The organism is Planococcus sp. S3-L1 (assembly GCF_030063085.1).
Taxonomy (GTDB): Bacteria; Bacillota; Bacilli; order Bacillales_A; family Planococcaceae; genus Planococcus; species Planococcus kocurii.
The window spans coordinates 61,178-86,908 of the sequence record NZ_JASISN010000003.1 but is presented as its reverse complement, the minus strand read 5'-3'; the positions used below and the strand labels follow the sequence as shown (position 1 = coordinate 86,908).

General features: G+C 40.9%; 23 protein-coding genes. 3 read left to right on the top strand and 20 right to left on the bottom strand.

The genetic code is table 11. The features are described 5' to 3' along the window. Positions 1-19: 19 nt before the first annotated feature. The 17 genes from hflC to QMF37_RS04320 all read right to left on the bottom strand — a co-directional run bounded on the left by hflC (position 20) and on the right by QMF37_RS04320 (position 19,863). On the bottom strand, positions 20-991 hold the full coding sequence (gene hflC, locus QMF37_RS04400; RefSeq protein ID WP_058385716.1) for a protease modulator HflC: 972 nt from the start codon (positions 989-991) through the stop codon (positions 20-22). Next, positions 991-1,956, bottom strand: coding sequence for an FtsH protease activity modulator HflK (gene hflK / locus QMF37_RS04395; protein WP_078080302.1), 966 nt, complete (start codon positions 1,954-1,956; stop codon positions 991-993). The genes hflC and hflK overlap by 1 nt, the downstream gene beginning before the upstream one ends. Before the next feature lie 171 nt (positions 1,957-2,127). Then, positions 2,128-3,345 (bottom strand): carboxylate--amine ligase, encoded by a 1,218-nt coding sequence (locus tag QMF37_RS04390; RefSeq protein ID WP_071153185.1) that lies wholly within the window; start codon positions 3,343-3,345, stop codon positions 2,128-2,130. A 14-nt stretch (positions 3,346-3,359) separates the two neighbouring features. Then, on the bottom strand, positions 3,360-4,757 hold the full coding sequence (gene pnpS, locus QMF37_RS04385; protein ID WP_071153184.1) for a two-component system histidine kinase PnpS: 1,398 nt from the start codon (positions 4,755-4,757) through the stop codon (positions 3,360-3,362). Then, positions 4,754-5,461 (bottom strand): response regulator transcription factor, encoded by a 708-nt coding sequence (locus QMF37_RS04380; protein ID WP_071153183.1) that lies wholly within the window; start codon positions 5,459-5,461, stop codon positions 4,754-4,756. Before QMF37_RS04380 ends, pnpS begins: the two co-directional genes overlap by 4 nt. Before the next feature lie 75 nt (positions 5,462-5,536). Next, a complete protein-coding gene (locus tag QMF37_RS04375) occupies positions 5,537-5,983 on the bottom strand; it encodes a MaoC/PaaZ C-terminal domain-containing protein (RefSeq protein ID WP_071153182.1) in 447 nt (148 codons plus the stop codon). A gap of 155 nt (positions 5,984-6,138) precedes the next feature. Then, positions 6,139-7,077: a malate dehydrogenase gene (mdh, locus tag QMF37_RS04370; RefSeq protein WP_071153181.1), complete on the bottom strand. Its 939-nt coding sequence runs from the start codon at positions 7,075-7,077 to the stop codon at positions 6,139-6,141. Between the two features lie 187 nt (positions 7,078-7,264). Further along, complete coding sequence (gene icd / locus QMF37_RS04365; RefSeq protein WP_071153180.1) at positions 7,265-8,533, bottom strand: NADP-dependent isocitrate dehydrogenase; 1,269 nt, start codon at positions 8,531-8,533, stop codon at positions 7,265-7,267. 95 nt (positions 8,534-8,628) lie between these two features. After that, positions 8,629-9,744: a citrate synthase gene (citZ, locus tag QMF37_RS04360; protein WP_078080301.1), complete on the bottom strand. Its 1,116-nt coding sequence runs from the start codon at positions 9,742-9,744 to the stop codon at positions 8,629-8,631. A gap of 187 nt (positions 9,745-9,931) precedes the next feature. Further along, positions 9,932-10,318, bottom strand: a complete 387-nt coding sequence (locus tag QMF37_RS04355) for an FxsA family protein (protein WP_058385724.1) — start codon at positions 10,316-10,318, stop codon at positions 9,932-9,934. Between the two features lie 24 nt (positions 10,319-10,342). Beyond that, positions 10,343-12,103: a pyruvate kinase gene (gene pyk / locus QMF37_RS04350; RefSeq protein ID WP_058385725.1), complete on the bottom strand. Its 1,761-nt coding sequence runs from the start codon at positions 12,101-12,103 to the stop codon at positions 10,343-10,345. A gap of 22 nt (positions 12,104-12,125) precedes the next feature. Next, entirely contained in the window at positions 12,126-13,085 is a 960-nt protein-coding gene (gene pfkA, locus QMF37_RS04345; RefSeq protein ID WP_071153179.1) for a 6-phosphofructokinase, read from the bottom strand. Between the two features lie 177 nt (positions 13,086-13,262). Further along, a complete protein-coding gene (accA, locus tag QMF37_RS04340; protein ID WP_283476788.1) occupies positions 13,263-14,231 on the bottom strand; it encodes an acetyl-CoA carboxylase carboxyl transferase subunit alpha in 969 nt (322 codons plus the stop codon). Continuing rightward, positions 14,224-15,096, bottom strand: a complete 873-nt coding sequence (gene accD / locus QMF37_RS04335; protein WP_078080300.1) for an acetyl-CoA carboxylase, carboxyltransferase subunit beta — start codon at positions 15,094-15,096, stop codon at positions 14,224-14,226. Before accD ends, accA begins: the two co-directional genes overlap by 8 nt. Then, positions 15,080-15,730 (bottom strand): FadR/GntR family transcriptional regulator, encoded by a 651-nt coding sequence (locus tag QMF37_RS04330; RefSeq protein ID WP_078080299.1) that lies wholly within the window; start codon positions 15,728-15,730, stop codon positions 15,080-15,082. The genes accD and QMF37_RS04330 overlap by 17 nt, the downstream gene beginning before the upstream one ends. 113 nt (positions 15,731-15,843) lie before the next feature. After that, positions 15,844-18,900: a DNA polymerase III subunit alpha gene (dnaE, locus tag QMF37_RS04325; RefSeq protein WP_283477077.1), complete on the bottom strand. Its 3,057-nt coding sequence runs from the start codon at positions 18,898-18,900 to the stop codon at positions 15,844-15,846. 18 nt (positions 18,901-18,918) lie between these two features. Beyond that, on the bottom strand, positions 18,919-19,863 hold the full coding sequence (locus QMF37_RS04320; protein WP_078080297.1) for a DHH family phosphoesterase: 945 nt from the start codon (positions 19,861-19,863) through the stop codon (positions 18,919-18,921). A 92-nt stretch (positions 19,864-19,955) separates the two neighbouring features. Here QMF37_RS04320 and QMF37_RS04315 point away from each other — a divergent pair, with 92 nt between their 5' ends. Beyond that, positions 19,956-20,261: a YtpI family protein gene (locus QMF37_RS04315; protein ID WP_058385731.1), complete on the top strand. Its 306-nt coding sequence runs from the start codon at positions 19,956-19,958 to the stop codon at positions 20,259-20,261. A gap of 87 nt (positions 20,262-20,348) precedes the next feature. Here QMF37_RS04315 and QMF37_RS04310 read toward each other — a convergent pair whose 3' ends face one another. Together QMF37_RS04310 and QMF37_RS04305 are read right to left on the bottom strand one after the other, a co-directional pair. Beyond that, on the bottom strand, positions 20,349-21,656 hold the full coding sequence (locus QMF37_RS04310) for a DRTGG domain-containing protein (RefSeq protein ID WP_078080821.1): 1,308 nt from the start codon (positions 21,654-21,656) through the stop codon (positions 20,349-20,351). A 390-nt stretch (positions 21,657-22,046) separates the two neighbouring features. Beyond that, entirely contained in the window at positions 22,047-22,727 is a 681-nt protein-coding gene (locus tag QMF37_RS04305; protein ID WP_071153177.1) for a metal-dependent hydrolase, read from the bottom strand. 100 nt (positions 22,728-22,827) lie between these two features. Between QMF37_RS04305 and QMF37_RS04300 the strand changes: the two genes are divergently transcribed. Both QMF37_RS04300 and QMF37_RS04295 read left to right on the top strand, forming a co-directional pair. After that, positions 22,828-23,925, top strand: coding sequence for a M24 family metallopeptidase (locus tag QMF37_RS04300; RefSeq protein WP_283476780.1), 1,098 nt, complete (start codon positions 22,828-22,830; stop codon positions 23,923-23,925). A 229-nt stretch (positions 23,926-24,154) separates the two neighbouring features. Next, a complete protein-coding gene (locus QMF37_RS04295; protein WP_058385734.1) occupies positions 24,155-24,622 on the top strand; it encodes a universal stress protein in 468 nt (155 codons plus the stop codon). 52 nt (positions 24,623-24,674) lie between these two features. Here QMF37_RS04295 and QMF37_RS04290 read toward each other — a convergent pair whose 3' ends face one another. Next, positions 24,675-25,613: an NADP-dependent oxidoreductase gene (locus QMF37_RS04290; RefSeq protein WP_071153176.1), complete on the bottom strand. Its 939-nt coding sequence runs from the start codon at positions 25,611-25,613 to the stop codon at positions 24,675-24,677. Positions 25,614-25,731: the final 118 nt, after the last annotated feature.

Sequence of the window (25,731 nt, the reverse complement as noted above, 5' to 3'; positions counted from 1 at the left end):
AGAAATGACGGCTCTAGCCTTATTCGAAATTACCGGATAAGATTTCTGCGTAAGGTGAATCAGATGGTAAAACGATGACGGTATCATCACCAATTGTTTTCTTATAAGATTCTAGTGAGCGATAAAGCTCATAGAATTCCGGATCTTTTGAGAACGATTCGTTATAAATTTTAGCAGCTGCGGATTCGCCTTCTGCTTGGATTAATGCGGCTTCTTTACGCGCTGTAGCAATTACTTCTTGTGCCTGTCGGTCAGCTTGTGCTTCCATTTCACGTTTTTTCGCATCTCCCTGAGATAAGTATTCTTGAGCCGTGGACTCACGTTCTGAAATCATCCGCGTATAAACAGACTGCTCATTTTCTTCAGGTAAATCTGTTCGTTTTATCCGAACATCCATCACTTGAATGCCATATTGATCCTTGTTTAGCAATTCATTCACTTTCGCCGTGACAGCATCGTTCACACTGCCCCTAGAAGAGTTTTCATCATTAATGATTTCATCGTAATCCAACTGGCCCAGTTCTGTACGAACTACCGAGTAAATAAATTCTTCCATTCGGGATTCAGCGTTGACGATTGTCCCCGCATTTGAAATCAAGTCAAGTGGATTGACAACATGCCAAACTGCATAATTATCGATGATGATTCGTTTTTTGTCTTTCGTATTAATTTCTGCTTCTGAAACATCGTAAGTCATTTGATAGTTCGGCAAAGTCGTAACGCTTTGAATAAAGGGTATTTTCATGCGGATGCCTGGCTCTTCTTGAATTTTCACCACTTCACCAAATTGACGAACAACTCGGTATTCATTTTCTTTTACAATATACACATTCGTTAAGACCATTAACAAGAGAACAAATGCTACAACTAAACCGACAATCAATTTCCAGTATTTTTTAAAGTCAACCGGATCTCTCGGTTCTTTTTTCTTTTTTGGCCTATCATAAGGGTTGAATTTTTTCACTTCTCCTAAAGGTTTGTTTGGTTCCATTAGTCGCCACTCCCTTCTTCAGTTTCCGCAACCGGTGGGATAGTTGTCTGCAATCCTTCAAGTGGCAGGTATTTCATCGTTCCACCTTCATCGTTCATAATATACAATTTGGCGTTTGGCAAGACTGTTTCTAAGGTTTCCATAATAATCCGTTGCTTTGTAACTTCTGGATTGTTTTCGTATTCTTTATACAATTTATCAAATAATGCAACGTCTCCTGTTGCTTGTTGAATACGCGTTACTTTTTGACCTTCTGCACGTGAATTAATCGCAGCTTTTTCTCCTAAGGCTTCGTTACGTTTTTGGTTTTCGTATTTTTTGGCTTCGTTGATTTTCGTGTTCATCGTTTCTCTAGCATCTGTTACATTCGTAAATGCCGCGCGCACTTCTTCGTTCGGTAGTTCTACATCTTGGAGTTTGACAGCTAACACAGTTATGCCGATATCGTACTTCTCAATTAAAGAAGCAAGCAGATCGCGTGTGTCCGATTCAATTTCCGCTTTTCCAGATGTTAGTGCGTCATCAATCAGCGAGTTGCCGATAATTGAACGGATAGATGCAGATGTTGCATCATGCAAAATATCTTGAGGAGCTTCTGCATTAAATAGATATTTCTTAGGATCCGTGATTTTCCACTGAACAATCAAGTCCGTAAGAACGATGTTTTCATCTCCTGTAATCATCTTAGTTTCTTTGTCGAATGCCACAATTTCACCTTCGTCGTTTTGGTTGTAGCCGAATTTCAAGCTGTAAGTTTCTTTTGAAAGAATTTCTGCTTTTTGAATTGGCCATGGCATTTTAAAATGTAAGCCAGCTTCAGTATTCGTTTCATTGGCTACACCGAATGTAATAATGATTGCTTGTTCGGATTCATCTACCGTGTACCAAGAAGTAAAAATCGCAATCAGCAGAAGAATTCCCGTAATTGATAAACCAATCACCGCTAGTAGTTTTTTAGTTGTCATGATGGCCCCTCCTTTTTTCTTGTTACTGACTATACGGAATAATAGTGAAATAGTTTCAGAAAAACAGAAAAAGAGTCCGGGGGAAGGACTCTTTTTCAAATTATGCGGTTGAAGGGGGTTCTAGTAAACCTTACCATCCAAGTATGAAGCCAGTGTTAAGCTTCTGTAAATTTACCATTGATTGTTTTTATACTTTTTATAGTAATTCACTTGGCGTGCCAATAAATAAATTTTTCGTTTTAGATGCTTATCTTGTTTATAAAATAACGGATTCCCGTATTGTCCTTTTTTAATCAAGCGCTTAATGTCTTTTAGCACTGCTTTATTCGCGACAAAATTGCGCAAGACTGCTTTTGGTACGACTGTGAACAGGAAATCTTCATTTAAATACGTTATAGACTTTTCAGTATGATAGATCAAATCATCCACAAAATACTCAGCCATATTATGCCCAAGTGCTGTGACGTAATAGCTAGAACGTCCTTGACGAATGTTCACCTCAAATACTTTAAATGTATTATCGCGCGAGTCGTATTTTAAATCGAAATTTGCAAACCCGTTATAGCCGACTGCTTCAAGGAAATTTTGCAGCTTGACCATCACGTCTTTATCAAAGCGTGTGATCAATGCGGTGTAGTTTCCAATTGCCGTAACAGTATGTTCTTGTAACACTACTTGCGCAAAAGTAACGAGTTGTGTTTTGCCTTTCGAATTAGCGTAAATAACCGAATCCCACATAAATGTATCGTCTCCTGGAATATAGTCCTGGATGATCAATTCGTCGCGGTAACCACCCGTTTTAATTTGCTGGATGACGTTGTGCATTTCTTTTGGGCTTTCAACTTTATACACTTTCTGCTGGCCTTCAAACTTGTTTCTGCTGTATTCGATACCGTTGCTTGGTTTAATAATAACTGGGAACATCATTTCTTCTTCAAACGGCTTGTTCGAATTGCAGCTATAAAAGAACGTTGTCGGTGTGTCAATACCATGCACTTTGCAAAGCTCATAGAAATTAGCCTTCACTTGCAGTTGGTTCATCAACTCTTCATTGATGTAATTGAAAACATAATGCTCTCGCAAAATTTTAGCATTTTCAATAATTAAGCGCACATAAAGATCGTTAGTACCAATGAGTAAAAGTGTTTTACCAGGTGCTCTATACTTACGTGCAACTTCGATCAGAATGTTAGCAAACTGAGAATCATCCGCTAAACCTGAACGTATTTCAATCGTTTCCGTAATCGAACTTAGTGAAGTAAACGATAAATGTTCTTTGCCGACTAAAATGGGCTTAATGCCATATGCCTCGTGAAATGAGATAGCCATATTATAAGCGTTCATGTCTGTACCGATAATAATCGGTAAAAATGGGTGTTTAGTTTCCATACGTTCCTCCTAAATTAGCTAGCTAAGGGCAGGCAAATGGTAAATGTAGTTCCGACACCTACTGTGCTATCAACTTCCACTTGCCCATGATGTGCCTCGATTAAATGTTTAACAATAGACAGCCCGAGTCCGGTACCTCCTGAATTTCGACTGCGTGCTCGGTCGACACGGTAAAAACGCTCAAACAATCGACTGATTTCAGAACTCTCGATTCCGATTCCTTGGTCTGCCACTTGAATAACGGCTTGATCTTCTTTCGTAAAAAGCCGAATGGTTATTTCAGTATAATTACTAGAGTATGTAACAGCATTAATTAAAAGGTTCATCATCACTTGGATTAAGCGATTTGGATCACCTAGTACTATTACTGGCTGAACTTCTAATTGTAATTGAATGGATTTTTCATTAATTTTAGGCTGAATCATTTCGATTGCTCTTTTAATGACGGCTTTCATATCAGTCGGTTGCGCATTTACTTCAAATCCACTTTGTTCTACGTTCGACAAATCAAGCAGATCATTAATCAACATTTCCAATCGGTTGCTCTCAGTATGAACAATGTCTAAAAATGACAATAAAGTATCTGTATCTTTGTAGGCCCCGTCCAGCAGTGTTTCTGAGAATCCTTTAATAGATGTGACAGGCGTACGAAGTTCATGAGAAACGTTGGCAACAAAGTCTTTACGAATTTGCTCCAATCTTTTCAACTCCGTAATATCTTGGAATACGATAACAATTCCTAACCAACGTTCGTGCTCCCCAATAACCGGTGCTCCATAGACGTTTAAATTCCTCTGTTTTGACCTCAATACAAATTCAATCTGAGCACGTGAATGCGTTTCCGTCATAAACACATTTTCGATAAAATTTTCCACCACATTAGGAACTTGTATTTCCTTATAAAACTTCCCCAATATCGCCTCAGGTTTTAAGTTGAATTCATCTAAAAAAGGCTTATTGACAAGCGAAACGGCACCTTGTCTATCAATCATGATCAGTGCGCTTCCCATGTTCTCAATTAACGTTTTTAGTCGTTCTTGTTCCATGACGCGCACAGCTGTAATTTCTTGAAGATTGCGGGCCAGAACATTAATCGTCCTACTCAATTCGACACTTTCTTGGGCATTGGATTCCGTTGCGCGCGCAAGATAATTGCCTTTGGCTAATTCCAAAGCAGTCTCAGTCGCATTTTCAACCGGTTTAATGTTTACATTAATCACGCGGTTACCAACTATGGCTGACAGTAGCAACGCGCTCAAAAATGTCAAAAACAAAACTAGCCAAATATCGGACTTGTTCTCAGCACCTTCATAAATCGGCAGTAGTTGGAGTACGACAATAAACAAACCAGCCAACATCATGCCAATCCATACGAGCAAAGTGCCTAGTAGACGACGACGAAACGATTTCATATGTTTTTTGGCTCCTCGAACTTATAGCCCAGTCCCCGAATTGTTTTAATAAACGTAGGTTTTCTGCTGTTTTCTTCTATTTTATCGCGCAAATGGCTAATATGAACATCCACAATGCGTGTATCTCCTGCGAAATCATATTTCCAGACAGCGCTAAGCAACTGATCACGTGTTAAAACCCGATTTTTGTTTTCCATCAAATACACAAGCAGTTCAAACTCTTTTGGAGTAAATTCCAATTGTTTTTTACTAAGAAAAACTTCAAAACGATCAGGATAAACAGCTAATTCACCGAGTGAAATAGCTACCGAAGAATCTTGCTGTGCAGTGGGAACGTTACTGGCTCTTCTCAGTACTGCCTTAATGCGTGCTACAACTTCTCTTGGGCTAAACGGTTTGGTCATATAATCATCCGCCCCTAGCTCCAGGCCAAGAACTTTGTCAAACTCATCGCCTTTAGCCGTCAACATAATTATCGGTGTATTAATTTTTTGTTGACGCAAGGATTTACACACTTCGACACCGTCCATTGATGGCAACATTAAATCCAGCACAATTAATGATGGACTTTCGCTAAGTGCCAAGTCAAATCCTTGTTTGCCATCATTGGCAATAATCGTCTCAAAACCCGCTTGAACCAAATTATAAGAAAGCAATGTCGCAATTGAATGTTCGTCTTCAATGATTAATATTTTTTTCAGCATTTTACATCCTCCACACTCAGTTTGAAACCCCCATCTCAAACCGCATTAAACATAATTCGTTGCATGAGCCGTCCGTTATTCCACTATTCGCGGCGGGTTCGCAGCAAGTTGTCCTGCCACTACAATTTCACCGTCTTCATTGATTCCTTCAACCCGAACAACTACCTTATTATGCTCGATATCCACTTCGACAACTTCCAAGTTAAAATCGATCGTTGCGTAATGATAAACAGGTTTTAAGAATTCCAACTGTTGACTGACAATATAAGAGCCAGGACCCGGTATGTATTTTGATACCGCAGAAGTAAGAATACCCGTCAACATAATATTCGGCACGACAGGTTTTTCAAAACTAGTCTGTAAAGCGAAATCATGTTGGATATATAGCGGGTTGCTGTCATTTGTCAAACCCAAATACAAGAGAAGATCTTTGTCTTCAATTTTCTCTGTCAGCTTTAAGTTCTCACCAATCTTGATATCTTCTACTCGCCGGCCTAATTTCCGCTTTTTCCCAAGCAACAAACAACATCCCTCCATTTTCTTAATATCTCTATAGTATCAATTTAGTCAATGAAAGCGCAAGCGACGAAAGAGACAGGAAGAGTAACGTTTATGAATAGCTTGTTCAAGAAAATAATAAATGAGCAGGGAATTCTCCCTACCCATCATCTATTACATCATGTTAATACCTTCATAACAGCTTTCACTGAATCTGCTGATTGATTTAACAAAGCTTTTTCTTCTTCATTTAAATCGATTTCGATGATTTTCTCAATACCTGCTGCACCTAAAATGGTCGGCACCCCTAGATAAATTCCATCCATTCCGTACTCACCTTCCAAATAAGCAATGGTCGGTAGAATGCGACGCTGGTCTTTAATAATCGCTTCAGCCATCTCTACTAGTGAAGCTGCAGGGGCATAATAAGCTGAGCCATTTCCCAAGAGATTGACAATTTCTGCTCCACCTTTACGTGTACGTGCAACAATTTCATCCAAGCGTTCTTTAGAAATCAACGTTTCTAATGGGATACCGCCTGCATAAGAATAGCGAACCAGTGGCACCATGTCATCGCCGTGTCCACCTAGCACAAATCCTGTAATATCTTTAACCGATACATCGAGTTCCTCAGCAACAAACGTTCTAAAACGAGCAGAGTCTAATACCCCTGATTGTCCAATCACGCGTTCTTTTGGTAAACCAGATGCCTGAAAAACCGTGTAAGTCATGGCATCAACTGGATTAGTTAAAACAATAATTGTCGTTTCCGGAGAGTATTTCACAATATCTGCTGTTACAGCTTTCATTACTTTTTGATTGGTTTGAACCAAATCATCGCGGCTCATCCCAGGCTTACGTGCAATTCCTGCCGTGATAATGACTAAATCAGAGTCTTTTGTGTCTTCGTAATTAGAAGTACCTTTGATGCGCGCGTCAAAACCAAGAACAGGACCTGCTTCAGCCATATCCAAAGCCTTGCCTTTTGCTGGGTCTTCCATTGGTGGAATATCGACTAACACCACATCGCCTAATTCCTTTTGGGCTAGTAAGAACGCTGCAGTAGCTCCGGTAAATCCAGAACCAATTACTGAAATTTTTGTGCGCTTGAATGTCATGAAATATCTCTCCTTTTACAAAATTAGTTTTCTTGTTGTCTCTCCTTGAGTACCCCTAAAATTCACTCTTCTCTTTTGTCGCCTACATTGCCGGGACACTTCAGTTCTAACATAACACATCTCATCAAAACCTAATAATAATGGGCATAAAAAAAAGAGAGGGATTCCCTCTCTTTTGATTATAGGCTTATAAGTTTTTGATTAATTCATCAGCAAACTCAGAGCATTTCACTTCTGTAGCGCCGTCCATTAGACGTGCAAAGTCGTAAGTTACAACTTTAGAAGCAATTGTTTTCTCCATAGAGTTTGTGATCATTTTAGCAGCTTCAGTCCATCCTAAATGCTCAAGCATTAATACGCCTGAAAGGATTACAGATGAAGGGTTTACTTTATCAAGACCAGCATATTTAGGAGCTGTTCCGTGAGTTGCTTCAAAAATCGCATGTCCAGTATCGTAGTTGATGTTTGCTCCAGGAGCAATACCAATTCCGCCTACTTGAGCAGCCAAAGCATCAGAAACGTAATCTCCGTTTAAGTTCATTGTTGCAACAACATCGAACTCGCTTGGACGTGTAAGGATTTGTTGCAAGAAGATATCAGCGATTGAATCTTTAACAAGAATTTTACCTGAAGCAAGTGCTTCTTCTTGTGCTTTGTTCGCAGCGTCTGTCCCTTTTTCGTCTTTGATTGCATCGTATTCGTTCCATGTAAATACTTTATCGCCGAATTCTTGTTCAGCCACTTCATAGCCCCAGTTTTTGAAAGCTCCTTCAGTAAACTTCATGATGTTCCCTTTATGAACAAGTGTCAATGATTCGCGGCCTTCAGTAATTGCGTAGTTGATTGCAGCACGAACTAAACGTTTTGTTCCTTCTTCTGAGATTGGTTTAATACCAATACCTGAGGATTCCGGGAAACGGATGTTTTTAACGCCCATTTCGTCTTGTAGGAATGCAATCAATTTTTTCACTTCATCCGTACCGTTAGCGTATTCAATACCAGCATAGATATCTTCAGTGTTTTCACGGAAAATAACCATGTCAGTATCTTCTGGGCGTTTAACTGGTGAAGGTACACCTTCGAAATAACGAACTGGACGTAAGCATGTGTAAAGATCCAATTCTTGGCGAAGTGCCACGTTCAATGAACGGATACCGCCACCGATTGGCGTAGTCAAAGGTCCTTTGATCGCGATTAGGTATTCGCGGATTACGTCAAGAGTTTCTTCTGGAAGCCATTCGCCTGTTTGGTCAAATGCTTTTTGTCCAGCAAGAACTTCTTTCCAAACAATTGATTTTTCGCCGTTATATGCTTTTGTAACTGCTTGTTCTAAAACACGTGATGCTGCATGCCAGATGTCTGGTCCTGTTCCATCACCAATAATATAAGGAATTACCGCATTGTTAGGTACGTTCAAAACACCGTTTTCTACTGAGATTTTTTCGCCGTTAGTCATGTTAAATTTCCTCCTGTAGTCAAAGTCATAGGGCTGCACAGAGTGCTAGCCCTATAAGTTGTATTTTTTTATCTTACAATATAGATAAAAATTTCTTATCGTTCTTCAACTGGCACATACGTTTGCATGCCCGGTCCAATGTATTCTGCACGTGGGCGGATCAAGCGGTTGTTTGAGTATTGCTCCAAAATGTGTGCCAACCAACCCGATGTACGTGACACGGCAAAAATCGGTGTGAACAAATCGTGTTCGATGTTCAAACTATGGTAAACCGATGCCGAGTAAAAATCAACGTTCGGTGGCAAGTTTTTCTGACCGGTAACGATTTCATCGATTTTCACCGACATGTCGTACCATTTTTCTTCGCCGCGAATTTTGGTCAATTTCTGTGACATGTCGCGTAAGTGCTTCGCACGTGGATCGCCTTTGCGGTAAACCCGGTGACCAAAGCCCATAATTTTTTCTTTGTTGGCTAGTTTTTCGTTGATGACTGTTTCCACGTTATCGACCGAGCCGATTTCCGTTAACATCTTCATCACTTGCTCGTTCGCACCGCCGTGAAGAGGGCCTTTTAACGCGCCAATTGCCGCAGTGACACCAGAATACACATCCGACAACGTTGCGACTGCCACACGTGCCGTAAACGTTGACGCGTTCAATTCGTGATCTGCATGTAAAACTAATGCTTTGTTAAACGCTTCTTCTTCAATCGCTTCTGGCAATTCACCAGACAACATGTACAAGAAGTTTGCCGCAAAACTCAAGTCTGTTTTCGGTGCAACAGGTTCTTGACCATTGCGGATGCGACCGAAAGCTGTTACCAACGTTGAAATCTTCGCTTGGATTTTAATGGCTTTGCGGTAGTTGGCTTCAGGCTCCATCACTTCTGCTTCTTCATCGAACAAGCCAAGCATCGAAACTGCCGTACGTAGTGCAGCCATCGGGTGAACGTGTTTGATATCGTAGGTTTTAAAATGATCCAACACGGCTTGTGGAACGGCCATGTTGTCCGCTAATTGTTGCTTGAGTTCCACCAATTCGTCTGCTTTTGGCAGGCGCTGGTGCCATAACAAGTAAATCACTTCTTCAAAACTTGCGTTAACGGCTAAATCATCGATATCGTAGCCGACGTATGTAAGTGTGTCATCAATAATCGAGCTAATGGCCGATTGTGTTGCTACTACACCTTCTAAACCTTTTGACGATGTCATTTAAATCGCTCCTTCTCTAATCTAATTCACCATTCCCAAAAAAAAATGCAGAATGATGTCTCATCTGCGTTTATGAACTTCTGTTTTTTGACCTTACTAAGCTATTATAATCAACTTTGTAGAATTTGTGAATGGAAACGCTTATAGAAATTAAATTTCCTCTCTGAAACGATGGAAATACCCGGCATTATCTTACGATAACCCGGGTGTTTTTCATCTTTTTGTGAATCATTCGGTAAATGAATGGCTTATACATTTTTTGAGTAGGGCTAAAAAGCAGTGTAAATCCCACTGCATCAGAGATAAACCCAGGCGTCAGCAGCAAAACTCCGCCAACTAAAATGAATGCCGCATTCAACAATTGATCACCAGGAGCTTCGAAACTATTCATTCCTGCTTGAATATCTTTTAATGCTTTTAAACCTTGTTTTTTAGCTAGGAAAGCCCCTAACAAGCCCGTTGCCACAATAATTGCCAGTGTAACGAAAAAGCCAAGCTTGCCTCCTGCCCAGATTAACAAAGCCAATTCGAGAGACGGTACAATAATTAAGGCCAAGAAAATCCATTTCATCATTTTGACCAGCCTCCTTGTGGAATTTTACAGAACACTTGCATGGCCGTGATAGACGATGCCTGATTCTGCGTCCATTGTAATATCGTAATTTGTTTTAATTAGAGTAGTTGCTTCTCTAACACCCACGATAACCGGAATTCCAAGACTCAAACCGACTACTGCTGCATGACTCGTTAATCCGCCTTCTTCCGTGATAATCCCTGCACATTTGTTGATGGCTGGCATCATGTCACGATCTGTTCCGATTGTTACGATGATTTTACCTTCTGTATCGATTGCTAGTGCTTCTTCTGCATTTCTAACAACTACAGTTTCTGCAAAAGCAACTGTCTTGCCAATTCCTTGACCTTTAGCCAGAATATCGCCAATTACATGAACTTTCATTAAGTTAGTTGTGCCCGCTTGTCCTACAGGGACACCTGCTGTGATAACGACAAGGTCACCGTGTTTCACATAGCCATGCTTTAAGCTTTCGTCAACCGCATTTTCGAGCAATTCATCTGTCGAATGGACTGACGCACCAATAATTGGTTGTACGCCCCATACTAAAGATAGTTTGCGCGCTGGACGTTCTGAAGATGTTACTGCGATGATTGGTGCTCCCGGGCGATATTTAGAAATCATTTTCGCCGTTGTGCCACTTTCCGTTGGGGCAATAATGGCACGAACCTTCAAGTTCAAAGCCGTATAAGCTACAGCTTGACCAATCGCTTCTGTCATATTCGACTCTTTTTCTTTTCTTCTATTTGAAACAATTTGCTTATAATTTAACGCAGATTCTGTCGTTTCGGCAATGCGGTGCATCGTTTCGACTGATTCGACAGGATAAATACCCGCGGCCGTTTCACCTGACAACATAATAGCGTCTGTGCCATCAAAAATTGCGTTAGCAACGTCACTTGCTTCTGCGCGTGTCGGGCGCGGATTACGCTGCATAGAATCTAACATTTGCGTAGCGGTAATAACTGGTTTACCTGCACTATTGCATTTTTCGATCAATGATTTTTGAACTAGCGGAACTTCTTCTGCTGGAATTTCTACGCCTAAATCTCCACGTGCCACCATCAAGCCATCGGAAACCATAATGATTTCATCAATATTATCGACACCTTCTTGGTTTTCGATTTTCGGAATAATTTGTATATGCGAGCCGTTGTTTTTTTCAAGCAAGCCACGGATTTCCATCACATCTGAACTTCTTCTAACAAATGAAGCCGCAACAAAATCAACGTTTTGTTCAATGCCAAATAAGATATCTTGTGCATCTTTTTCAGTAATACCAGGCAATTGAACTGAAACGCCTGGAACGTTAACACCTTTTTTACTTTTCAATGTTCCAGCATTTTGAACTGATGTATGGATAATGCCGTTTTCCATATCGAGACTTTCAACACGCAATTCGATCAAGCCATCATCCAAAAGAATGATTGATCCTGCCTTAACATCTTCGATTAATTGGTCGTAAGTAATTGAAAATCGCTCAGCAGTCCCCAACACTTCAGTCATAGAAACTTCGATTTTCTGACCTGTTACGAGTTCAATCGAATCGTTCTCCATCTGATGTGTACGAATCTCAGGACCTTTTGTGTCCAACAAAATCCCAACAATTTTACCAGCTTTATCAGCTGCTTCGCGAATTCGTTTAATACGTAAAGCGTGTTCTTCGTGATTACCGTGCGAAAAGTTCAAACGAGCTACGTTCATTCCCGCTTCGATTAAGCGTTCTAGTAGTTCAGGTGATTCACTTGCAGGTCCGATCGTACATACAATTTTCGTTTTTCTCAATAAACTCACTCCATTTACTATTTTAAATTGCTAATTCTTTAGATAATGTATACAAACTCATATCAGCATTATGCTCTGCAGTAAATGCTTCTGTCATATCATAGTCTACCACTTGGTGATTCTTCATGCCAATAGCCCTGCCTCCGGCGCCTTCAAGAAGAACTTCCACTGCCCGTGCACCGAACAAACTTCCTAAAACACGATCTCGCGCAGTTGGTGATCCACCGCGTTGAATATGACCCAGTACTGAAACCCGTGTTTCAATATCTGCTTTTTCTTTAATAAGAGCTTTTAATTCGTTACCATTCATAACCCCTTCGGCCACAATAATAATACTGTGACGCTTGCCACGATTACGGCCTTTTTGTAAACGGTCGATCATGTCATCAATATTGTAGCTTTCTTCAGGAATCAGAATAGTTTCTGCTCCACCCGCAAGCCCGGCCCACAATGCCAAGTCACCTGCATCACGGCCCATCACTTCGACAATAAACGTTCGTTCATGGCTCGTTGCCGTGTCACGAATTTTATCGATTGCTTCGATAACTGTATTCAACGCCGTATCAAAACCGATTGTGTAGTCGGTTCCTGGAATATCGTTATCAATAGTTCCCGGAACACCGACACATGGAAAACCTCTTTTGGTCAGAGCCATCGCTCCTTGGTACGAACCGTCTCCACCGATAACAACCAGTCCTTCAAGACCGGCTTTTTTTATTTGTTCAATTGCTTTTAATTGGCCAGCTTCTGTACGGAATTCTTCGCAACGTGCTGAGAATAACTTCGTTCCTCCACGCTGGATGATGTCACCGACGTCCCCTGCTTCTAGCGTTTTAATAGTGCCCTCGATTAATCCCTGGTATCCGGAATAAACGCCAGCCACTTCAATGCCATGAAAAATTCCTTTTCGAACAACTGCTCTAATAGCAGCGTTCATGCCAGGTGAATCTCCCCCGCTTGTCAAAACTCCAATTTTCTTCATAGTAGCCCTCCTGCAGTCCATTTACTCTTTTTACCTTACCACGACATGGCCCTACTGTCAGTCCTGAAAAGTCGTGAGACATGTTAAGTGTTTATGAAGGTAGTCTGATTTATCCTCCAGAAAAAATATTATTGTTTGTATTACGGAAATCAAAAAAACCGCCGAGGCGGTTTTTCATCATTCGCTGAATACACCAATTGATTTGAATTTGTTATAACGCTGTTCAATCAGCTCTTCTCCAGACATGCCGTTCAACTCTTCCAATGAACGTCTGATTGCTTCTGAAATGATGGCTGCTTGCTTTTGAGGATCGTGATGCGCACCCCCACGCACTTCAGGAATCATATGTTCAATTATTTTCATTTCCAAAAGGTCAGGCGCTGTAATTTTCATCGCTTCAGCAGCTGTTTGTGCTAACGCAGAATCTTTCCACAAAATGGATGCTGCTCCTTCAGGAGAGATAACAGAGAATGTCGAATTCTCTAGCATTAAAATTTGATTTCCGACACCAAGTGCTAGCGCACCACCACTTCCACCTTCACCGATGACAATTGACAAAACCGGCACTTCAAGTCCAGCCATTTCGACTAAATTACGTGCAATGGCCTCACTTTGTCCGCGTTCTTCTGCAGCTTTTCCAGGGTAGGCACCTTTTGTGTCAATCAAGCAAATGATAGGACGCTTGAATTTTTCAGCTTGCTTCATTAGCCGTAACGCTTTTCGGTAACCTTCAGGATGAGGCATACCAAAATTACGACGAACATTTTCTTTTGTGTCCTTGCCACGCTGATGGCCGATAATAGTAACCGGCTGACCGTGGAAAGAAGCGATTCCACTAACGATGGCAGCGTCATCTCCGTACAAGCGATCTCCATGCAATTCAATGAAATCGTTAAAAATCATCGGTATGTAATCGAGCGTTGTTGGTCGTTCAGGGTGACGAGCCACTTGAACACGGTCCCAAGGTTTCATGTTTTCGTAAATTTCTTCTTCTAGTTTAGAGAAACGCTCTTCTAAAGACTTGATTTCTGAACTCATGTCTACTTCAGCGTTTGCTGTGTAATCTTTTAGCTCAGATATTTTTGCACGCAGCTGAATAAGTGGTTCTTCAAAAGGCAATGTTTTTTTACCGTTCTTTTTAACCATTTGTGACAGCTCCTTTCGTGTGAAGGCGCACGATGGTCGCCAGTGTATGTTGCATCGAAGCACGGTGGACAACTGCATCTAATTGACCATGCGCCAATAAAAACTCAGCAGTCTGAAAATCTTCCGGCAATTTTTCGCGGACAGTTTGCTCAATAACGCGACGACCTGCAAAACCGATCAATGCTTTTGGTTCGGCAATATTGATGTCTCCTACTGATGCAAAACTTGCTGATACACCCCCTGTTGTTGGATGCGTCAAGACTGACACAAAAAGCAAACCTTCATTGCTATGACGCTTTAATGCTACACTGGTTTTCGCCATTTGCATTAGAGATAAAACCCCTTCTTGCATACGCGCACCGCCACTCGCTGTGAAAATAATAAATGGCAATTTGCGTTCTGTAGCCGTTTCAATGGCGCGCGTGATTTTTTCACCGACAACCGAGCCCATTGAACCCATACGGAAATGCGAATCCATTACAGCTAATACAATATCTTGCCCTTGCAGTTTACCAGAACCCGTTAACACGGCTTCGTTCAAACCAGTTTTTTCGCTATCTGCTTGAACTTTTTCCGTATATCCCGGAAAGCCCAGCGGATTTTGTGATTTTAAATGGTCGTCCATTGACTCGAAGCTGTCTCCATCCAATAAACTATTTATCCGTTCGTAAGCGGTCATTTTAAAATGATGATCGCATTTCGGGCAAACTTTTTTATTTTTTTCTAAATCTTTTGTTAAGGTAATTTCCTTGCAAGAAGGACATTTCGTCATCAAACCTTCTGGTACATCTTTTGCAGATTTTGACGGCATGGTTGCTTCTTTGCTATCTTTATTGCGTTTAAAAATATCACGAATGATTGCCATTGTGTGTTCTCTCCTTTTTTAGCCAGTCACTCCAAGTTCGAAACTCTCGAATAGCTGTATCTGCGTCTTGTTGCTCGATTGCTGCTAGTATACTGTTCATAAAGTCAATTTCATCAGAAGAAATGGTTCCATCATATGGGTTGCCACTATATTGCGTAAGCAAAAACCAAATTTTTAACGACAAACGATTGCCTGACAAGACCATTAGTTCTCTAACAAAGTCTTGACGCTGAAAACTTTCATCCTCCAAGCGCAACCGAAAACTGTCCCAAACTTTCATTTGGCTAATGGTTTCATTTCGACAAATTATGTGAATAGCAGCGATTTCATGAAGCAACCGAGTTTCCCAGACATCTTCATGTGATCGATTATCCTGTAAAACAAAAGTTGATAGAACTTCAACCAATTTATGGTTTCTGTGATCAGACAAAAAGGTACCTTCTCCTCTACGAGTCTCAATCAACCCCAACAGTTCAAGACTACGAAGCGCTTCTCGCAATGTTGAACGGCCCACTTGCATCGTTTCAGCCAATTCTCTTTCAGATGGAATGCGCTCTCCAGGCTTGATTTTTTCCTGTCGAATCATATCACGAATGTCCCGTACTATATCTAAATAACGTTTCGATTGATTCATGATGGTTCCTCAGTTCCCATTTTTTTGAAAGTGGTCTGGCCACTCATATCCTTTACCTTACAAAAAAAATACTGTTACGTAAAGAAAAAACTGCTTTTCTTTGAGAAAAGCAGTCAAGTTTCTATGGTTTTACAGATAATAGCCGTTTTCTGATTACGATTTTCGACTACACCTTGAATTTCGAGTACAGCATGGAGTTCCAAAAGAGAAGTGTATTTAGCGTATTCCACTGGAAACAACGTAACGGAAGCTGGACCCGTATCGTCCATTAAAGTGACAAATGCCATAGCATCTCCTTTTTTTGTACGAATCCGTTTGACATCTTCTACCATACCTAAGACCGTTACCGATTCCCTATCCCGTTTGTTTTTCAGCGATTTCAGATCTTGATAGGTTTTTTGACGATTTTCTTTCTCACGTTCAATCGGATGCTTCGACAAGTAAAAACCAAGAACTTCTTTTTCATAGTCAAGCTTTAGCGTTTCAGGCATATCTGTAGCCTTCGTGTATTTCGGTTTCATGAAGCTAGAGCCCATATCATCAAACAAGCCAGGATCTTCTGTTGGCTTAACGAGTTCGGCATGCTTAATGGCACTATCAAGCGACGCCAGTAACACTCCACGGTCATAACCAAATTCATCCAGAGCACCTGCTTTAATGAGTGGCTCAAATGATTTACGGTTAAAATGCAAAGCCGAAATACGTTCGGCAATATTAAACAAACTACTAAACGGTCCACTTTCTCTAGCAGCCAGTAACGCTTTAACAGTCGTACCTGGAACTCCTTTTACTACATTCAAACCGATTCGTATTTCGCCAGCTTCTACAGAAAACGAATGACGACTTTTTTGAATAGATGGTGACAACAACGGGATGTTCTTTTCTTTGATTTCTTGCATTAATTGTTTTGTTTTATCGACATTACCCGCACTGTTGGTCAACATTCCGGTATAGAAATAGACTGGATAATGAGTTTTCATATAGCTTAGTTGATAAGAGATTATGCTATAAGCAACCGCATGACTTTTTGGAAAACCGTAATCGGCAAAACGAACAATCAAATCATAAACTTCTGCCGCTTCTGCTTCTGTAAAATTTTTGGCTTTTGCCCCTCGGACAAAGTGTGCACGCTGTTCATCTAGAATTTCTCTTTTTTTCTTACTGACAGCGCGACGTAATAGATCGGCTTGTCCAAGAGAAAATCCAGCCATTTTCGCGGCAATGTGCATAATCTGTTCTTGGTATACGATGACGCCGTATGTTTCGCTCAAAATTGGTTCAAGAATCGGATGAACGTATTTAACAGATTCCTGTCCGTGTTTCCGTCTCGCATACAGAGGGATAAATTCCATTGGACCTGGTCGGAACAAGGCATTGACAGCAACAATATCACCAAAAGCCGTTGGTTTGATTTGTTGTAGCGCACGCCGCATTCCGTCAGACTCTAATTGGAAAATGCCAGTCGTATCGCCCTTGGCCAGCAGTTGATAGGTTTCAGCGTCTTCTAGTGGAAGGCTTCTATAATCGATTCGCTTTTTGGTATCCCAATAAACCAAGTTACGGATCTGTTCTAATATGGTTAAATTACGCAAACCAAGAAAATCCATTTTCAACAAACCGATGGCTTCGAGTTCTTGCATTGGCCATTGCGTCAAATAGATTCCTTCATGACCTTTTTCAATCGGCACGTGGTCCACTAGCGGCGTCGGGCTTAAAATCACACCTGCTGCATGTGTCGAAGCATGGCGTGGCAGGCCTTCTAATTTTAACGCGGTTTTAAACCAAGATTTGCGTTCTTCTTTTTCAATAATCCAATCGTTAAATGCAGTAGACTCTTTAAGAGCTGAGCGCAATGTCGTTCCTGGACGATTTGGAATCATTTTTGAAATGGCTTCGAGTTCTTCTGCTTCAAAACCAAATACACGGGCAGTATCACGTGCAACGGCTTTCGCTGATAAGGTGCCGAATGTAATAATCTGCGCCGTGCGAATTGCACCATATTTTTTCGCTACATAGTCGACCACTTCGTGGCGCCTGTGATCAGCAAAATCGATATCAATGTCTGGCAGCGTAACTCGCTCTGGATTCAAGAAACGTTCAAATAACAACCCATGTTCAATCGGATCAACATCGGTAATTTTCAGCGAATACGCAACAAGTGAACTTGCCGAAGAACCACGTCCAGGACCTGTTAAAATATCTTGATCTCTGGCATATTTCATAAAATCTGCAACAATCAAGAAATAATCGATAAAGCCCATCTTAGCGATGACCGATAATTCGTAGTCTAAACGCTGCTGATAAATTTCTGAAAATCCGACTTTCCGTTCAGCTAACCCCAATTTGCATAGCTCCGCAATAAAAGTCGCTTTGTCAACTTTTTCATCCACAGGAAAAACCGGCAGCAATTGCTGATTCATTGGAATTGTTACATGACAACTTGCCATCAGTTCTGTTGTACGCAAGAGCCATTCCGGCTGATCTACAAACCAAGATTCCAATTCTTTAGGGCTTGGAATATAGGCACTCGTGTGCTTCGGTTCATGCCTTTGCGGATCGTTCATCTTTAGCCCTTGACCAATCGCAGATGCCACTTCATAAGCAAATGCATCTTGCTCACGCAAATAACGACTTTCGTGTGTTGCGATAATGGGTAATTGGATGGTGTCGCACAATTCAATAAACGTCGACTCGTATTGAGACTTAACACCACCTGGACGTTCAAGACTTCCAAAAGCGCAAACACCAAACAAGTCTTTTACAAATTGGAAAACCTGACTCCGATCAGCTAATAGCCACTCTGCTTTGTTTGGAATGACACAAATCAAGCCTTCTTTATAAGCTTTTAACCATTGTTCAGGTATTGCCTCTTTGTCTCTCGTCGAGAGAGCACTGGAGATTTTCAGTAAGTTGCCATAACCTTTATTGGTCTGGGCATACAAAATGATTGGATAATGCTGCTCTTCGTATTCGATAAAAACTGATAAACCAATTACTCCGTGAATATCGGCACGGCGACATTCTTCCCAAAACGGTAAAATGCCATACAATTTTGTATTAACGATTGCGACTGATGTGGCTCCTTGTTCCTTTAAATAAGGGAAAAGTTCGTCAAGGCGCACCGTGCTTTTCAGCAAATCGGCTGATGTGCTTATATGCGGATAAACCATTGACAATAAACTCCCTCCTTAATTTGCAGTTGCACAAATTTCTTTTAGACGATCAATTACACGGTCAGCTTCTTGCCATGAATACGCAGTTGCCCCAGAAGCCAGCGGGTGACCTCCACCACCAAATTCTTTAGCCAACTCGTTTATAACGGGTCCTTTCGAACGCAATCGAACTCGAATTTCACGGTCTTCTTCAATCAGAATAACCCACGCTTTTATATTTTTTACATTTCCAAGCGAACCAACCAATAAAGAAGTATCTGTTGCTGTAACATCAAATTCTGTTAAAATGTCTTTGGTGATTTTAACATACGCCGCACCATTTTCATCCATTTTGAAGTTCTGGTACATATAGCCTTGCAAATGCAATAATTTACGATCCATTTCGTACATGCCGTTATGCAGCGCATTGCGATCAAAATCGTATTTTATCAACTCACCGGCAACTGAAAAAGTTTTTTGTGTGGTACTTGGAAATAAGAATCGTCCAGTGTCACCAATAATTCCTGCATACAATAACCGAGCTGCTTTTGCTGACATGTTCCAGTCTTCATGTTCACGACCATATGTATAAAGGTCATAAACCAATTCAGATGCTGAACTAGCCGTTGTATCCACAGACACGATGTCTCCATAGGCATCGTCATTTGGATGGTGATCAATTTTGATGAGTTTGTCGCCTGTCTTATAGCGTTGGTCATCCACACGTTCTGTATTGGCAGTATCTGTGACAATCACTAAAGCCCCTTCGAAATCTTGGTCTTCGACAGTGTCAGGAAAATCTAAAAAATCCATCGTGTAATCGTGTGTACCGGCAGCTAAAATACGCTTGTTTGGGTAGTTTTGTTCCAGCAAGTATTTTAAACCAAGTTGTGAACCATACGCATCCGGGTCGGGTCGCACATGACGATGAATAATAATGGTGCTGTATTGCTTAATTGTGTCGATGATTTGACTGTTCATTTCCGAGTTCCTCCATTTATAAGGAAATCCATTCGCAATTTTACTCAGTTCTCAGTACAATGATAATGAGTTTTGGAATTCAGGAGGTCCTTATGTTCATTTTTGTCGTTTTAATTATTGTATCATTTGTCATTTATTTTTATAACAAAACAAAGCAATTCCGCACACGCACCGTTTTGCCCATTCGAAAAAAATGGTATGCTGCACGTGCATCGATGGCTTTGGGAAGTTTTGTCGCCTTTTTTGGTGTCAATCAACTATTCGTTTTTCAAACCGTGATTACGTACATCATTTCAACTATTTTCATTGTTCTTGGTCTAGCTTTGGTTTATTACAACTACAAAGCGGCGCGTCATTATCATGTATTTCTGGAAGAAGAAGCAGATTTGAATCCATAAGTGATTCCATTTGTCCGACAGACTAATTAGGCAGCAGGCACACTCGTTTACTGAGTGTGCCTGCTGCCTTTTAGAGGTCTTTTTGCTTTAACGATCTAGTAATTGGAAAGTCAACATGGCTTTTCCAACGATTTCGTTTTCCAAAGATACTTCAACTTCAACTTTGGCAGATTTTCGACTAATGTCCAAAATGGTTGGTTTGACGTAAACCAGCACATCCAACTGAACCGGCTTCAAAAAATAAATGGTTAAGTTTTCTAATACACTATCTTTTCGGTTTTTCGTTTTTAGTATTGCCGATGCTGCTTCGGTTAAAATCATGGTATACGCACCATGAGAAATCGAACCATAAGCATTCGTCATTTGAGGTGTCACGCGAAACTCGAGCAATAGTTTGTCGCTAGTTTGTTGGTGAAGTTGACTTTTGATGATATCATCAATTGTTTCGCCTTGTTGTGGCTGGCGTTGAGCCGTTTGAATCGCTTTTAACACATCTTGCCTACTAATAACGCCTTTCAATTTGCCAGAGTCATCCGCAACAGGCAGTAAATCGATGCCTTCCCAAATCATACGATGTCCTGCCGCCGCAACACTGGTCTGCATTGAAACGGTAATGGGATCTTTGGTCATTACTTTTTCTATTAATTCTGTAGGCAGATGCCCAATCACATCACGCGAAGTAATAATGCCGACCAATCGATTGGATTGGTCTACTACTGGGAAGCCACCATGTGTCGTTTCTTCATTTAATTCGTGATAACGACGAATGGGTTCTTTAAGATTTAAATGATCGGTTTCTTCTAGCGGAATTAAAATATCTTCAATTAACAAAATTTCCTTTTTAATTAATTGATCGTAAATAGCTCGATTAATCATTGTGGCAACCGTAAACGTATCGTAGCTAGTCGAAATAATCGGAAGCTCGAATTCATCCGCTAATTTTTTTACGCCATCCGATGCTTCAAATCCACCGGTCACAAGTACTGCCGCACCTGCGCGAAGTGCATATTCATGTGCTTTATAACGATTCCCGACAATTAGTAAATTGCCTGCTTCTGTGTAGCGCATCATGTCTTCTAGCTGCATGGCCCCAATAACAAATTTGTTGAGGGATTTGTGCAGCCCAGCTCTACCACCCAGCACTTGCCCATCAACAATATTGACAATTTCAGCATAGGTCAATCGTTCAATATTTTCTTTCTTTTTACGTTCAATACGAATTGTCCCCACACGTTCAATGGTCGACACCAATCGGTTTGTTTCTGCTTCTTTAATCGCGCGGTAAGCCGTTCCCTCACTGACCTGCAAATCCTTCGCAATACGCCGTACCGAGATTTTCTCCCCCACAGCTAAAGTCTCAATATGATCCAGTATTTGTTCATGCTTAGTCGCCATGATTTCACCCATTCTTTCTACGTTCCTTTACCTTACAGTGTAGCATAAGTACACGAAAAGTGGAGGCGGGCGTTTTGGTCCGACAGGCATAAGACGCGGTGGCCGAGCGGCATTTCTTCAGCCGCACTGACACTGTGGCTTATGTCCCGAGGAACAGCCCGGCGCAACTAGACAAATCGAAAAGTGGAGGCGGGCGTTTTGGTCCGACAGGCATAAGACGCAGTGGCCGAGCGGCATTTCTTCAGCCGCACTGACACTGTGGCTTATGTCCCGAGGAACAGCCCAGCGCAACTAGACAAATCGAAAAGTGGAGGCGGGCGTTTTGGTCCGACAGGCATAAACGGCATAAAACAACCCGAAAAGTTTCTACTCTTCGGGTTGTTTTATGTGCTACAGTTTGATGCTTTCGCCTGACTGTAAAATGTTTACTTGTGCATCTTTTACTAACGACTTAAAGTACTCAGGATCTTGCTTAATGGGCGGGAATGTATTGTAATGGATCGGAACAACCACTTTCGGTTGTAATAATTCGACCGCATAAGCTGCATCTTCTGGCCCCATTGTAAAATGATCGCCAATTGGTACAAACGCCACATCAATATCATTTCGCTCACCTAACATCTTCATGTCACCAAACACTTCTGTATCACCTGCATGGTAAATTGTTTTGCCTTCTGCTGTAAATAAAATTCCAGCTGGCATGCCACCATAAACGACTTCACCTTCTGCTGTTGTGAAAGAAGAACTGTGAAATGCTTTTGTGAACTTCACCACACCAAACTCGAATTCGTGTGCGCCGCCTAACCCCATACCTACTGCGTTTACACCGAGACTGTCTAAATAATTAGCTAGTTCAAATACAGCTATCACTTGCGCATTACTTTTTTTCGCTAGTTCGACGGTATCGCCAACATGATCGTTATGGGCGTGCGTTAAGAGGATCACATCTGGGCTTTCTTTTTCGACCGTTAAATCAGTGAACTCATTGCCGTTAATAAATGGATCAATTAAAATAGTATATTCACCTGTTTTGATTTTCACAATAGAATGACCATGATATGAGACGTGCATAAAATCCCTCCAATTGATGTTTGAATATAGTGAATTCAATTCATATAGCTGATTTATACCCTGTTTTTTGATATGCTACACATATAGAGGAGGAATACATATGATAAAAATTAACCAACTACAAGATTACCTGAAACAACATTCAATTGATGCGGCATTTATTACAGATCCCTACAACGTTTTTTACGTTAGTGGTTTCAAAAGTAATCCACATGAACGTCTACTAGGTGTCATGATATTCGCAGAAGCTGAACCCTTTTTAATTTGTCCTAAAATGGAAATTCCAGATGCAAAGAATGCTGGGTGGACAGGCGAAATCGTCGGTCACGAAGACACACAAAATTCCATGGAAATTTTATATAAAACAGCAAAATCGCGTGGCATTGAATTAAAAACAATGGCAATTGAAAAAGCGCATATGACAGTGGATCGCTCCGAAGCGATTCTCTCATTCTTTGAGCCGCGTACACTTGTACAACTGGACGATCAGTTAAATGCTATGCGTGTAATAAAAGATGACGCAGAACTGCAAATATTACGTGAAGCAGCGGCATTAGCTGATTACGCGATTGAAGTAGCTGCAAAAACAATTAAAGAAGGCATTACTGAAATTGAAGTCATGACAGAAATTGAATTAGCGTTAAAAAAACGTGGCGTTACGCATATGTCGTTCGATACAACTGTATTGGCTGGAGACAAAGCGGCTTCACCACACGGTAAAACTGGCGATCGTAAATTGAAAAATGGCGACTTGGTATTGTTTGACCTTGGCGTTGTTCATAAAGGCTATTGCTCAGATATTACCCGTACATTAGCGCTTGGAGAACCTAGTGAAGAGCAAAAGGCTGTATATGATATTGTCTATCGTTCTGAAACAGCTGCTCTTGAAGCGGTCAAACCTGGCGTTACAGCTGCTGAACTTGATCAAATTTCACGTAAAGTAATTACAGATGCAGGATACGGCGAGTATTTCACACACCGTTTAGGACATGGTTTAGGCATCGATGTTCATGAATTCCCTTCTATTCATGGCGAGAATTCGATAAAAATGGAAAAAGGAATGGTCTTTACATTAGAGCCTGGTATTTATATTCCTGGTAAAATCGGCGTTCGTATTGAAGATGACGTCACTGTAACTGCAGATGGTTACGAAGTACTGACAAAATTCCCGAAAGAACTTCAAATTATCCATAATTAATAGACACAGCGACATCAGAAAAATTCTGATGTCGCTTTTCATTTACCGTAAATTGAACGATTGGTTTAAACCATCACTTTACTGCTAGCTATTTATTTCTATTCATCTAATTACCATGTCAAAAGACGCCTTTAATTAGACAAAAAATTCACGAAATTACATCCAATTTAGCAGGAACTTAGATAGTTTTAGCGAATGTTTACAAAGAGAGATAAAGGAGGAATGTAGGATGACATTAAAATACAGTCAAATTCTTGTAGCAGTCGATGGTTCGAAAGAAGCTGAGTGGGCATTTAAAAAATCAGTTGGTATTGCTGGACGGAATAACGCTACATTAAATTTGGTAAACGTAATCGATACCCGTTCGTTCGCTGCAATTGAAGCGTATGATCGCTCGATTGCTGACCGTGCTCAAAAGTTTGCTGAAGATTTATTAGAAGAGTATAAAAAAGAAGCATTAGCCGGTGGTGTTGAAAAAGTGAACATTGTTGTCGATTATGGTTCTCCTAAGACAATGATTTCAAGAGATTTGGCACAGAAAGTTGAAGCGGATTTAATTATCTGTGGTGCTACCGGATTAAATGCGGTTGAACGTTTCCTAATCGGTAGCGTTTCAGAACACATTGTTCGTTCAGCAAAATGTGATGTCTTAGTTGTACGTACTGAAGAAGCTCAAGACGATGCACCAACAGGTTAATACGTAAAACGAAAAAATCCTTTCACTCATGTGAAAGGATTTTTTCGTTTTATTAAGATTTCACTTTGATAATAATTTTTCCGCGAGCATGATGAGTTTCACTAAGTTCGTGCGCATCTTTTAACCCTTGCTCACTAAAATCAAACACGTGACCAATCGCAGGTTTAAATTCTCCTGATACAAACAAATTAGCCAGCTGATGTAATTGCTCACCGCTCGGCTCTAACCAAAAGCTGCTTGCTTTTACTTCGTGCTCTTGCGCTTTCTCTGCAGAAGGCTGACCTGCAATCGAAATCAGTTTCCCGCCTTTTTTCAAGACTTTGAAACTTTTATCTAGTACTTCTCCACCCATTGTGTCTAATACTGCATCAAAGTTTTCCAGTAACTCACTAAAATCTTCTTCACTGTAATTAATGACACGATTTGCACCTAGTGATTTGACCAGTTCATCGTTTTTGTCACTCGCAGTCGTCGCTACATACGCTCCGATGCTGTTAGCGATTTGAATGGCCATACTTCCCACTCCACCGGCTCCCGCATGAATCAATACTTTATCTCCTTTTTTAACTTCGGCAAAGTCGACAAGGCATTGATAAGCAGTTAGCCCAGCTAACGGAATTGCCGCGCCTTCTTCAAAAGTCATGCTTTCTGGCATATGAGCTAATAGCTGTTCCTCTACTGGCACAAATTCTGCATAAGTCCCTTGACGTGTTGTCGCAGGTCTCGTAAAGACACGATCGCCTACTTTGAAATGCTTAACGTTTGTGCCAATTTTAGCAACCACACCCGCTGCATCCCAACCTAAAATAATTGGGAATTCCCAAGGTAACATTTCTTTTAAATAGCCTTCACGTAATTTCCAGTCAATTGGATTTATAGAAGTGGCATGAACTTCAACTAGCACCTGATTTTCGTTGATAGTTGGTGTTTCTACTTCTCTTTCTTTCAGTTGTTCTATACCACCATAACTGTCGATAATAATTGCTCTCATGTCAAACATCCCCTTTCCTTATGCTATAAATATACCCTATTACAGAAATAGTACACCTTCCGGAGACTTGAATTTACAGTCTTCTTTTCTGGTACATTATGTTATTATTAACACTGTT